Annotated in this window: 9 protein-coding genes; 5 read left to right on the top strand and 4 right to left on the bottom strand. The window is 52.2% G+C overall.

Features of this window, described 5'->3' with window-relative positions:
- Positions 1-123 precede the first annotated feature (123 nt).
- Together ACG2E4_RS13670 and thrC (ACG2E4_RS13665) are read left to right on the top strand one after the other, a co-directional pair.
- Positions 124-1095, top strand: a complete 972-nt coding sequence (locus ACG2E4_RS13670) for a homoserine kinase (RefSeq protein WP_395259204.1) — start codon at positions 124-126, stop codon at positions 1093-1095.
- A 3-nt stretch (positions 1096-1098) separates the two neighbouring features.
- Positions 1099-2424 carry a threonine synthase gene (gene thrC / locus ACG2E4_RS13665; RefSeq protein ID WP_395276899.1) on the top strand — a complete coding sequence of 442 codons (1326 nt, stop codon included), beginning with the start codon at positions 1099-1101 and terminating at the stop codon, positions 2422-2424.
- A 20-nt stretch (positions 2425-2444) separates the two neighbouring features.
- Here the strand turns inward: thrC (ACG2E4_RS13665) and thrC (ACG2E4_RS13660) are convergent, their stop codons facing one another.
- Both thrC (ACG2E4_RS13660) and ACG2E4_RS13655 read right to left on the bottom strand, forming a co-directional pair.
- On the bottom strand, positions 2445-4154 hold the full coding sequence (gene thrC, locus ACG2E4_RS13660) for a threonine synthase (protein WP_395259202.1): 1710 nt from the start codon (positions 4152-4154) through the stop codon (positions 2445-2447).
- Positions 4155-4396: 242 nt separating this feature from the next.
- Positions 4397-4648: a hypothetical protein gene (locus ACG2E4_RS13655; protein WP_395259201.1), complete on the bottom strand. Its 252-nt coding sequence runs from the start codon at positions 4646-4648 to the stop codon at positions 4397-4399.
- Positions 4649-4730: 82 nt separating this feature from the next.
- On the opposite strand from ACG2E4_RS13655, the gene ACG2E4_RS13650 reads away from it, so the two are divergent.
- A complete protein-coding gene (locus ACG2E4_RS13650; protein WP_395276898.1) occupies positions 4731-5939 on the top strand; it encodes an anhydro-N-acetylmuramic acid kinase in 1209 nt (402 codons plus the stop codon).
- Positions 5940-6117: 178 nt separating this feature from the next.
- Here the strand turns inward: ACG2E4_RS13650 and ACG2E4_RS13645 are convergent, their stop codons facing one another.
- Complete coding sequence (locus ACG2E4_RS13645; RefSeq protein ID WP_395276897.1) at positions 6118-7029, bottom strand: 3-methyladenine DNA glycosylase; 912 nt, start codon at positions 7027-7029, stop codon at positions 6118-6120.
- Positions 7030-7198: 169 nt separating this feature from the next.
- On the opposite strand from ACG2E4_RS13645, the gene ACG2E4_RS13640 reads away from it, so the two are divergent.
- Positions 7199-8101, top strand: coding sequence for a UbiA family prenyltransferase (locus ACG2E4_RS13640; protein ID WP_395276896.1), 903 nt, complete (start codon positions 7199-7201; stop codon positions 8099-8101).
- A gap of 92 nt (positions 8102-8193) precedes the next feature.
- Positions 8194-8817 carry a thioredoxin family protein gene (locus tag ACG2E4_RS13635; RefSeq protein WP_395276895.1) on the top strand — a complete coding sequence of 208 codons (624 nt, stop codon included), beginning with the start codon at positions 8194-8196 and terminating at the stop codon, positions 8815-8817.
- Between the two features lie 61 nt (positions 8818-8878).
- Here the strand turns inward: ACG2E4_RS13635 and ACG2E4_RS13630 are convergent, their stop codons facing one another.
- On the bottom strand, positions 8879-11998 hold the full coding sequence (locus ACG2E4_RS13630; RefSeq protein ID WP_395276894.1) for a T9SS type A sorting domain-containing protein: 3120 nt from the start codon (positions 11996-11998) through the stop codon (positions 8879-8881).
- Positions 11999-12581: the final 583 nt, after the last annotated feature.

The following is a 12581-nucleotide window of genomic DNA, read 5'->3' as shown; positions in this document are numbered from 1 at the left end:
TGCCAGGGAACACGAGTCACACAGGGGACCTGAATCTATGTAAATTCAAAGTGTTTCTCAGTGTTTATCAGCCGAGTCGGCGTAGCCCGTGTTCTGTTAAACAGATAATTACAACAAGATCAAATGGTTGGGCAGAATATTAACATGAGCCATGCAGAAAAACAGGAAGTAAAAGTATTTGCCCCCGCCTCCGTCGCCAACGTGAATTGCGGTTTTGACGTGATGGGCTTTGCCCTGGAAAAGCCGGGGGACGAAATTGTAGCCCGGCGTGTCGATGGAGAGGGTGTGAGTATCAAAAAAGTAACGGGAGACGATGGCATGCTTCCGGTTTCCCCGCAAAAGAATACTGCCGGGGTTTCAGCTCGTGCATTGCTGGGTCACCTCGATATGGACCTGGGCATTGAGCTGGAGATTCACAAGAAGATGCCGATGGGCAGTGGACTCGGATCAAGTGCGGCCAGTGCGGTGGGAGCTGTGATCGCCGTGAACCGTCTGCTTGGCAGTCCGCTTGAGCTGCAGGAACTGCTGGGATTTGCCGCCGAGGGGGAGCGCGTGGCCTGTGGTGCCGCACACCTCGACAATGTGGCGCCGTCGTTGCTGGGAGGTTTTGTCTTTATCCGAAGCCAGGACCCGCCGGACGTGGTGGAGCTGGAGTGCCCGGTGCCGCTGTTTGCCACGGTTATTCATCCCAAAATTGAAATCCGCACGGAAGATACCCGGAAAATATTGCGGCGCGAGGTATTGCTCAGCAAGGCGGTTACACAATGGGGCAATGTCGGCGGACTGGTAGCCGGCTTGCTGAAGGGCGACTATGATCTTATTTCTCGGTCGCTTGAGGATGTGATTATCGAGCCGATTCGGTCGGTGCTGATACCCGGTTTTGACGAAGTAAAGAAGGCTGCCCTCAGTGCCGGGGCCCTCGGCAGCGGCATCTCGGGATCCGGACCCTCAATATTTGCTCTTACACCGTCCGTTGAAAAGGCGCGGCAGGTGGCTGCAGCCATGAAACAGGAGTTTGACCGCCTCGATCTTGAAAATGACGTCTATATTTCGAAGATAGCCCGCAAAGATCCATATATCATAGAAGAGCAGTAAAAGATGATGAAATTTATCAGCACAAATGGGGATTCAGAACCGGTACCGTTTTCAGAAGCGGTGTTGAAGGGATTGGCTCCCGACGGCGGGCTGTATGTTCCGGACCACTGGCCTGCGCTCGACGAGGCTTTTTTGACCAATATTCACGACAAGAGTTTGCAGCAGATCGGTGTTGAAGTAAGCCAGCTTTTTGTGGATGAACTGGACGACGACACCCTGCACTCGGTTATCGAGGAAGCACTGAATTTTGACGCTCCGCTTGTTTCCATTGAAGAGAATGTCAATATCCTGGAGCTGTTTCACGGTCCCACGCTCGCCTTCAAGGATTTTGGAGCCCGGTTTATGTCGCGCATTTTCTCAGCTTTCCGTAAAAATAAAGAACAGGATATCGTTATCCTGGCGGCGACCTCCGGCGATACGGGAAGTGCCGTGGCCCAGGGATTTTTAGGCGTTGAAGGCGTGAAGGTGTGCCTCCTGTATCCCAGCGGAAAAGTGAGTCGACTGCAGGAGCAGCAGCTTACCACGGCCGGACAAAACGTAACTGCGCTGGAAATAGACGGTACCTTTGATGATTGCCAGCAGATGGTAAAGCAGGCGTTTTCCGACCAGGAGCTGAATGAACAGCTTGTGCTGAGTTCGGCAAACTCCATCAACATCGCCCGGCTGATTCCCCAGTCGTTCTATTACCTGTATGCCTTGGCACAAATGGAGAAAACGGAACAAAATCCCCCTGTTTTTTGCGTGCCCTGCGGTAATTTCGGAAATCTGACTGCCGGGCTTATGGCCCGGAAAATAGGGATGCCGGCCTCCGGTTTTATTGCTGCCACCAATGTGAATGACGTCGTGCCGGAATACCTGCAAACCGGTTCATTTAACCCGCGTCCCTCCAAGCGAACGATCTCCAACGCGATGGATGTGGGCAATCCCAGTAATTTTGCCAGGATCGAATACCTGTATAACCACGATCACGAGGCGATTCGGCGTCATATATGGGGAGCATCCTTTTCCGATGAGCAGACCGCAGATGCGATAAGGAGCGTAAAAGAGAAAACGGGCTATTTATTGGATCCGCATACGGCCGTGGGTTACCTGGCGACAGAAGCGTATAGGAGAGAGGCCGCGGGCTATTTTGGGGAGCCGGATGATACACCGTTTGTCATCCTCTCTACCGCCCATCCCGCCAAGTTCGGAGATGTCATTGAACCCGTAATCGGGGAGAAAATCCCACTACCGGGCCGACTCGCAGCGTGCCTGCAGAAGGAGAAGAAGAGTACCCACATGGACAGCGATTTCGGGCGGTTGAAAGCGTGGCTGCTGGAGCAATATTGACAATGGGAGATGGGTATAGCCTACGCCTCGGCCCCCTTCATGGCAATAGCCAGTCCCTTGGTAAACGCCTGTACAGCGGCTTCCAGCGTATCGGGTGAGGCGGCCTTGGAGACCCATTCCTGGTCGGAGTTTGCATTGGCCAGGGTGAGCGTAACAACGACCAGGGAGTCGGTATCGGGACTCAGGATTTCGACTTCATGATTCTTTACCTCCAGGTTGAATATGTTGTCGGTCTCCGATTTGATGGCTGTCAGGATGGCATCCACCGGGCCCACCCCGTTGGCGTGGGTGGTAACATTTTTGCCCTGCAGGTTCAGCTTGGCGGTGGCGTGCACCAGCCCGTGCTTGTGCATGGTGATTTTGTAATCCACCACTTCCACGGGATAGTTAAGGTCCAGTTCTTCATTGAAGACCAGCGACTGGAGCACCTCGATTTCGTTGTTGCTGAGCGACTTCCCCTTCTTGTTTATATTCTCGATATACTCGTTATAGAGTCGCTGGTGGTCGGCATCCATTTTGAGATTGGCCACGAACGTATCGCGCGAGCGGCCCCACGACTGCTTCTGCATCTCGATGTAGCCGGAGTGTATGTAATTGCTCACCTTCTCAAGATCAGGCGAAAGAACCGGGGAGGAGAGGGAGTGCTTGGCAACGACCTTCGTGTCCTTGAGTCCGGCACCGGTAAGTACAAACAGGCATTTCTTACCGCTAAAGGCGGCCGCATTATTTTTAAACGCCGCCAGGGGCAGGGCGCAGGCGGGCTCCGTAAAATGCCCCTCTTTAACCGCCATCTCCTTGAGCGACTGGAGGATCTCATCTTCTGTAACGGTAAATGCTTCTCCGCCGGTCTCCTCGATTCCGATCAGCACTTTTAGAAAGTCCACCGGGTCCGATGCCGCCACCGACTGGGCAATGGTATTGACCTGTTTTTTAATAATTTTCTCTTTCTTGAAAATTCCTTCCACCACCGGCGAACTCTGCTCTGGCTGGATGGCAACTAGACGGGGGATTCGATCGATTCTGCCGACCGCTTTCAATTCCGTAAATCCCTTGTGGATCGCCCCGAAATTGGTGCCGCAGCCCACGGGGATAAAGATAAAATCAAAGTCGCTGCCCTCCTGTTCAACCAGTTCATAGGAGAATGACTTCTGGCCCTCTTCGCGGAATACGTAGTCTCCCGCCAGGTAGTAGTTGCCCGACGTTGCAAATTTGCGACAAAGTGCCTCACAGGTGCTGAAATCACCTTTAATGCGGATGATGTTGGCATCATAGATAGTCGCCTGGGCAATTTTGGCATCGGTGGTTTTCTCCGGCACAAATACAAAGCAGGGGATGTTGAAATAACAGGCATAGGCCGCCACCGATGCCGCCATGTTGCCGGTGGAGGCCAGGCATATCGCATCGGCTCCGAGTTCTATCGCCTTCTGCACTTCAATGTAGCTGCCCCGGTCTTTGAAGCAGCCGGTGGGGTGTTCAAACTCCAGCTTGGCCCAAAGGTCGGCGCCATAGGTTTCAGAGAGGCGGTCGAGTTTTTTTAGGGCGGTGGGTTTTGTCTTGAGTGGCTCCGGCTTTGGATGCTCCAGCGGGTACTGGATGCGACCGGGATTCTCATCGTAGTAAACGCGAAGCACGCTTCCGCATTCCGTGCAATAGGTGGTCGTCTCCTGCTCAGTGTTGAGGTGATTGCCCGCTACACATCGCAGTTCGTAATTGGGAGCATCCTGTTCCATAACCAAATAAATGACCTGATGTTGGGTTTGATTCTATGAGGGTATCGAAAAACAGCGGTTTTGCAAAGCCCCCTTTAAAATACAAACCCTTGAGCTGCCGAGAAAACACGAACAAAATTTTGCAGGAATACGATACGATAGAACAAAAATGGGATGAAATGTGCAGGTTACACTGGTGCATGATCTTGATTACAAAAAATCCCGAGGTGATCGGTAGAATCTGTGTTACCTGCGTTCGAAGGTTAATTTTTTAACGGCAGCAGCGAGATTTCATCAAAATCCATGTCCAGCTCTTCCAGCACCGGTTCGGCCACTTCGGAGATTTCTTCCGGTGTCAGCTCGTCGAGGCCCTCGATCTCTACAAAAAGAGCGTTTTGATGCCCCACGACGTTGTAGCGCGCCCGGCCGGCATTAAAGCATTTTCGAAGGGTTTCGGTCAGCAGTTCCAGGTCCTGTTCATACGCCTGGTAATCCGATTCGTCAAATTCTGCCATAATCACTGTTGCGTGTTGGGTAATTGCTGCTCATCTTTCGCTCAAACATACGGCGGGAACAGTTAAATACGCAATAAAATTTATGAACTACTCCATACAGCAGCTTTCGGAGATTGCATCAAAACCGGAACGAAACATATTGGGACTGATGTCGGGGACCTCGCTTGACGGACTTGATATGGTCCTGTGCAACATTACGGGAGCGGGCCGCGAGACGCTTCTTGAAGTCAAAAAAATCAAAACATTTCCCTATCCACAGGATATTATCAGCCGGTTGAGAGAGGTCGTTTCGGTGGAAGAGGCATCGCTGCAAGAGGTGTGCCTGGCCCACACCTGGCTGGCAAACTACCACGCCGACCTGGTCCTGGAAACGCTGGCCGGGTGGGAGATGGAACCGACCGATATTGATGCGGTTGCCAGTCACGGCCAGACAATTTACCATGCCCCGTTTGTGAAACACCGGAAAAAAGGGATGCCCAATGCCACCCTTCAGATTGGCGATGGCGATCACATTGCCAGGAACACGGGCATCATCACCATCAGCGATTTTCGCCAAAAACACACGGCCGCCGGCGGCGAGGGAGCCCCGATGGCTTCGCTGGTCGATAAATTGCTGTTTTCTCACCCCACGGAAAATCGATTTTTGCTGAATATAGGAGGAATCGCCAATTTCTCTTTTCTTCCCTCGCAAGCGTCCGATGCCCGGTATGTCACTACCGATACGGGCCCGGGTAACACGCTGATCAACGCGGTCGTGCAGTCGGAATTTGGCCGGGAGTTCGACCGGGATGGAGCGATCGCTGCTTCGGGAACCGTACAACCTGAACTGTTGAGGCAGATGAAGCAGGATCCCTATTTTCATGAACCGTTCCCGAAAACCACGGGACCGGAGTTGTTTAATTTGAAATGGATTGAGAAGAACAAGAAAAAAGTCGGCAAAACGGGAATTGCTGCCACAGACTTGGTGGCTACCCTGACATGGCTCACGGCGGAAACGATTGCGGATGCACTGCGTTCGGTCGCCGACGGACTGGACGCAGATACGCCTCCCGCGGTGTATGTGAGCGGCGGGGGTATGCACAACAAGACGATGATGCGGTGGCTCAATGGATTATTGGAGGATATACCGGTGGAAAGCTTTGAAACAATCGGCTACAATCCCGATGCCAAGGAGGCGGCCAGCTTTGCGGTTCTGGCCAACGAGATGCTCGCCGGAGAAGGATTCTTGATCGACCCGAAGCAGGGAACCCCGCGCCGCGTCAATTTTGGGAAAATCTCGTTTCCCGTTTAATAAAGCGGATTCCAGGAGTCTGTCGGACTTAGGGAATTGTAACGAGAATCAGCCAAATTCGGATTGTTCGCAGTAGATTAGGCTAAGTCCGACAGACTCCTAGGCTGTAAATTAATACTTAACACTTTCCAACTTTATGACTGTTTTGACCTGATTCCCCGCAAGGACCTGCACCCGATCAGCAGTCAAAGTAATCTGCCAGTTGCCGGTATTCCCGGATCAGCTTATCGCGCACCGGCCGCCCTTTTTCGAAAATCTCTTGCTGTTTTTCAACATACTTCGCGCGCCCTTCGCTGGTCTCAATTTTGATCGGCTGCAGTCCACGTTTTCGCAGGTCGTAGGGACTGGCTTTCATGTCGACAAACCGCGCCTCCACTGCCAGCTCAAACGCCTCCCGAACGAGGTCACTGCCGATCCAGGGGTACATCTTGAACGCCCATTTGTACAGGTCCATGTTGCTGTGGATGCAGCCGGGCTGTTCCATCTCCTGGAAGTTGTCACGGTTGAGTTCATGTTTGTTCAGCGGTCGGGCTTCATCCGTAAAAAAACGGAAGGCATCAAAATGGGTGCAGGCCAGCGGGCGGGACTCCACAAATTCGGCCAGCTCATCCCCGGACATCCGGAGGGGAATCTGTTCGTGCCGGACCTGGTCCGCCTTGTAGACCATCGCCCACTCATGCATGCCGAAGCAACCGAAGGAGGGCTTCTTGCCGGCCGAATTCCGGAGGACAGTCAAAATCCACCGCACCGCGCTCTTCCGGTTCTCGGGAAATAATTCGGGATCAAGAAAAGCGCCGCTGCCGGTAATGGCCAATTCGCTGATCTCCAGGGCATCAAAATCGGAACCTTCCAGCAGGCGGCCGAAGCCCGGTGACCAGCGCTTGAGATGGGAGGGACGGAAGGCGTAGTATTCAAACAGGAAATCCATCACCGGATCTTTTTCATGCTGTTGCCGGCGCTCCAGGTAGTCGTCAATTAAGACGGCAATGCACCGCTCATGTTCCTTGATCCGGGTGTGCCACTGCTGTTCAGGGATTATTTCCCGTATGTGGGGTGCTTCGGCGATATGGTCGATACATGAAATTCGCATAACGCCCAAGATATCATTTTTTACCAGGGATATCATCTTGTTGTGCGGAGGGGAAATGTTGAAGGTTGAATGTTAAAGGTTAAATGTTGAAGGTTGGAGGTTGGTTTGGGAGGTCAAATGTATGATATTGTGAAGCCTTCTATCAATTAACCAGGAATCGGTGGCGATAATGAATAAGGCAAGGGTTCCGATCTTTGGACAGCTGTGGCATTTTTTGCTCCATCTCCGGTGGCATTACCAGGTGTTTATTCTCTCGGGAGGATACCTGATGGGCGGTTTTTTTCAACAAACAATGGACTGGACCACTTTTGGAACGCAGTTTTTAAATGTGCATCTGCTGCTGTTCGGTGGAGCCACAGCCTACAATTCGTGGTGGGACAAGGACGAAGGGGCAATCGGGGGACTCAAACATCCACCCCCCATGCAGCGCTGGATGTGGATCGTTTCCCTGCTGGTTCAGTTTGCGGGATTTTATTTTGCCACAATGGTCAGTGTGCCGTTTGCCGTGGTTTATGCCGTAAGCATGCTGTTTTTCTGGCTCTATTCCACTCCGCTGGCCCGCTGGAAAGGGACCCCGGTGCGGAGCCTGGTGGCGATTGGAGTGAGCACGGGAACAAACTCGTTTTTGATGGGGTACCTGGCGGCAAATCCCGGCGGTCCGATCTCCCTTGTGGTAGTGCCGGCATCGATTGGCGTTGCGCTGGTTATACTGAGCCTGTATCCCACTTCCCAAATCTACCAGACCGCAGAAGACCGGGTCCGCGGCGACCAAACGTTTGCAGTCGTATTTGGCAGGGAGGCGGTATTTACTTTTTTCCGGTACGCATTTGGATCAGGTGTTCTACTACTCTCTGTAGCCCTTGGAACGGCGAGCCCGTGGATCGGGATAACGTTTCTTCTCCTGGGGATGGTCACCGGCGGGGCGATCAACCGTTTGCTGAATACCCTTTCTCTGCACGCCGATGACTATGAAAAAGTGATGCGGATAAAATATGGAACCTCCCTGGCGTTTGTCCTGTTTTTGTGTGCCGGAATTATCCTGAAGCATCACCTTCACGTGCTTCTTTTTTAAAAGCGAACCAGAATTACATCCGGTAAGAAGAGTGGCGTGGAGATCGTCAGAAAACCTATTCACAAATACAAAGTTGAACATTTAATCTACACATGGCTGAAGTAGCAGAGCAACTATTCACCCCTGAAATTGTTGAAAACGCATTAACCTATCAATCATACAGGTCCCTGATCGATGAACTCCTGGAAGAGGGAAAAGTGACGGGAGACCGGCAGTCGGAGGCGCTGGCGGAGTATACGAAGATGAACGTCCATCGCATGAACCGCCTGGACAAACGCACCGAGCTGAATGAGAGCCTGAAAGAGACGCTCCGGGATCTTGACACCGAAATGACGTGGCTGGTGCTTACCGAAGGTTGGTGCGGAGATGCGGCGCAGAGCCTGCCGGTAATTGCTAAAATAGCCAATGAATCACCGAATATTGAACTCGGACTGTTGCTGCGCCACCAGTATGAGGCGATTATGGATCACTACGAAACCGACGGCGCGCGCTCCATTCCCAAACTCATTGCACTTGAACCCGAGACGTTATCAGAACTGGGCAGCTGGGGACCGCGCCCGGAAGAGGCTCAGCGCCTGGTCTATGACAAATGGATGGACAGCTACTCCCGCAAGGAGTGGGCCCGGAAGCTGCATAAGTGGTATGCGGATAACGGCACGCAGGATATCCAGGAGGAGTTTGAGGTGCTTATTGAGAGATGGAAACGTGAGGTGTGAGACGTCAAACGTCAGACGTCAGACGTGAGATTCGTACGGATCAGGTATTACGTATCTTGTTTCATTTTATGAGCGTCATTTTACGGGTTTTGATGATCCGTTCATCTGTCTCACCCTGTGGAAGCGCGATGACCCGGTACATGTAGACGCCGCTCGCCAGTCCGCTGAGATCCACTTCAAAATTGTAGTTATCTGGCGGGTATATTCGTCTAACCGGCTCCAGTACTTTACGGCCTGACATGTCGTAGATCTGGATGATGACGCCGGCTTCGGTCGGCAGGTCTATCGGTATCGTGGTTGTGGGATTGAATGGATTCGGGAAGTTTTGTCCCAGCTCAAACTCCTCGGGCGGAAGTATCTCGAAGCCTTGTAATGCTGATATGGTTTGATCTCCAACTTTTACTTGAACCTGGACTAATTTATTTGTGTTGGCATTTTGAGAGTCCATAACTCGGTTTGAGACCCGTGGTACAATAACTGTTAACTGATTCTCACTAATACTTTCAATTTCGGCTGGAGTATTACTAAACAAAACGATATTACCTTCGGGATTAAAATCAAGGTTCGTAGAGTTAATATTAATCTTTTCCCCTGGTGCTGCTTGATATTGGTCTAATGTTATATATCGATAATTAGGAACCGTACTTTGAAAATCACCCTTGAAAACACCGCGTCCATGAGTTCCGGCTGCAATAGTACCATCAATATTTCGGGAGGAAAGATGCTCTGTGACTGTATATCCAATTGAGGACGCACCCTCTTGAGTCCATTGGATGTTTTCTACTTCCAAATCAGTGGTTGAGTATATACCCGTACTCGTACCCAGCATGTAAATTGTTCCTGTTTCACCTTCAATAATAGTGGCAGAGCGCACCGACGGACCGGCCTGCTCGTTGACGCTGGTCAAATTACCCTCCACGTTTTGCCAGGTATCACCGCCGTCGGCTGAATGAAATACGCTTGGGACTTCGTAATTGGAGAATACCGCCAGGAGTTCGTTGCCATTCGAGGGATTGGCTGCGATATCGTGCGGGTACGAGCCGTTTTCCGCCCCGGGAATCGATATATCCCGGGCGTCGGAGGAAGTGCTGGCATTTTCCAGCCGGTATATATGCGGTTGCCCCCCGGTAACCGAATAGGCCCCGTAGTAGAGGATATCCGAGGGGGTTTGCGTAACCTCCAGCGTGGTGATCAGGTGTCCGCTTCCTGCACCGGAAGAGCTGAGTTCGGTGATCATGTTCCATCCCTCGCTGGTACCGTCGGGATTGCTGCTGTTGGTGATCTCGCCGATCTGAATGTTGCGCCAGAGAGAATCCCCGTCGGGGTAGTACATGATATCCTGGTCGTTGGGATCGACTGCATAAGGATGGATAAAGAGCTGGTTCCGGGCATCGATCGGCGTTACGTAGGCAAAATTACTCGGATTCCCGCTAGGGTCGGTCTGCCATCGCAACACGTTCCCGTTCTGGGCGGAGACGAAAAGGTAGCTTGGCGTGAAGTAGGCATGGCCGCCGTCTCCCGTAAAAATGTTGACCGCCGATTGGGTCTGCTGGCTTTGCTGGCTGTTGAACCGGAAAAAAGGCGTGCCGTTGTCCTGGGTACCGCCCATCAGGCGCTCGTCACCGGGCGTTTCGGGGATGTCCACCGCGTAAAACTGGGTGGTGACATACCCGTTGTTCATGTTTTCCCAGCTGACAGAGCTGCCGGTTATATCAATGGTTTTGCTTACGCCACCGTCATGTCCCGCCCAGGCAATATTGGGGTTGTTGGGATGAAATTTTATGACATGCTGGTCGGGATGCTGCTGCGGGTATTTTGAAATGTCATTGGCTTTGGCGTATCCCCCGATCCAGTATTCGTTCTTGTCATTGTCACCATATCCCCCCGGGGGACTCGAGCTGAATCCATCTCTGGAGCGAAACAGGTTGATGCCGCCAAGTAGCACAAAATCGGGATCATCCGGTTTTACGGCGATCTCCATATTATAATTGGATTGCGTGCTCATATAGCCTATTTCGCCCCCGAAATCCGGGATATGTTCCGTGCGGTCCTCGCTCTGGACCGTGCCCCCGTTTTGCAGGTCGTTCAGGTCTACGAGATGGAGGCGTACATCTTCATCTTCGCCCGAACCGCCGACATAGGTCATAACGTAAACCGTGTCGGGGGCAGAGGGGGCAATATCGATGACGCTGCGCTGGTAGGTATCGGGAAAATTCTCAATATCAGGCGTAATCTCTATCCAGTCATCGCCGTCGTTGTAGGAGACAAACAGGCCTGGATTTGCTCCCGATCCTCCCGCTTGTTCCTCGGAGAGTGCAGCTACAAGCCGACCGTCCGGTCCCGCCGCAATATCCACATACCGGTGGCCACCGGCCGTGCCGAGGAGGGGAGGGGGCAGGGACTGCTGGGCGCTCGGAAACGGCTGCGAATCGGTCGAGCGGTAGATGCCGATGCCGTTGCTGGCAATAAATACGGATCCTGTGGTGGGACTTACCACCACGCGCGTGATAAAATCATACGGGCTGTTGAAGGCGGTGTCGTTGTCGTCGGTAGAGGGGATTTTGCTCCAGGTATCGCCATTGTCGGTCGATTTAAAGACCCCGGTCCCGAAGTACCCGGCTAATCCGCTGCGGTCGCCGGCCGTATTTCCCCGGAGCTCACCCGACGTGTAATACCAGGTATCCGGTTCAGTCGTATCCTGAGCCACGGAGGTCACGCTCATGTGCTGGCTGGGATCGGTTTTCAGGTCCCACGTGCTCCCCCCGTCGACGGATTTCCAGATGCCGCCCGAGGTTCCTCCCGCAATAATGATGTTTGGGTTGGTTTGATCGATGCCGAGCGCTCGGGTTCGTCCCCCCACATCGATCGGTCCGGCTGATTGCCAGTTGAACTCCAGGGAGGCAAAAGTGCCATCTTTTTGTTTAATCCGGATGGGATTCTGGCTACGGGTGGGCTGCTGACGCGCCAACCTGAGTTCACGGTTGCGGATATTGGGAGGGATAGCGTTGATACCGGGATCCTTCAGCATGCGGAAAAAGTATTGCGAGCGCGCCGCTTTTGTCTGGATCTTGCTGAGCGGCTCACCAACCTTAACCTCTCCCGGGGAAGCATCACCCGCCGCTATTTTCTGCCCCGAGGTCTGATAATACCAGTAACCGGCGGTGGCGGCAATCCCACTCAAAATGAGAACGATGGCTGTGAGAATGAATCTGCTGGCTGGTTGTTTCATACCAAGTATCAAAAAATCTGTTGTTTGTGACAAATCCGGGGAATCCGGTAACAATTATTCCAGGAGTATCGAGTCGGTTCTAACTTCCTGATTGGGGTCCAAGGGAGGCGTTGCCGCTCCATAGCCAAAGAATGTGGTGGATTTTCGATCAGTAATATAAAATTTGTAGATGAACAATCTAACCTGCTTTCTCACCAATTTCGCAGCCCACTACGTCTTGATATAGTTATTTCAGTCTCAAAATCAATGTAATTTATGGCGTAGCAGGGTATTGTGTGCATTCAGGCCACATTCTTGTGAGAAATGCAGGCTAAGGTTGTCTAAAAATCTCCTGTTCATTTGAAAACGTCGTTGCAACGGGACTTGAATTAAGGTAAAATAACTGATTAGGTTGAGAACTTTGCAAAACCGTGTTTTTGTCCAATTTCTGTATTTTCGCGAATTCGAAATCCTCATTTATAGGTAATAAACTCCGGTTTCGAATTCGCTCAGGCTTTGAACTTGAACAAAACCCCTGGTTTTGCAAAGCCCTCTA

This window comes from Halalkalibaculum sp. DA384 (genome assembly GCF_043951955.1).
Lineage (GTDB): Bacteria > Bacteroidota > Rhodothermia > Balneolales > Balneolaceae > JAMQKA01.
The sequence above is the reverse complement of the archived record's forward strand: the minus strand, read 5'-3'. Positions and strand labels throughout refer to the sequence as shown.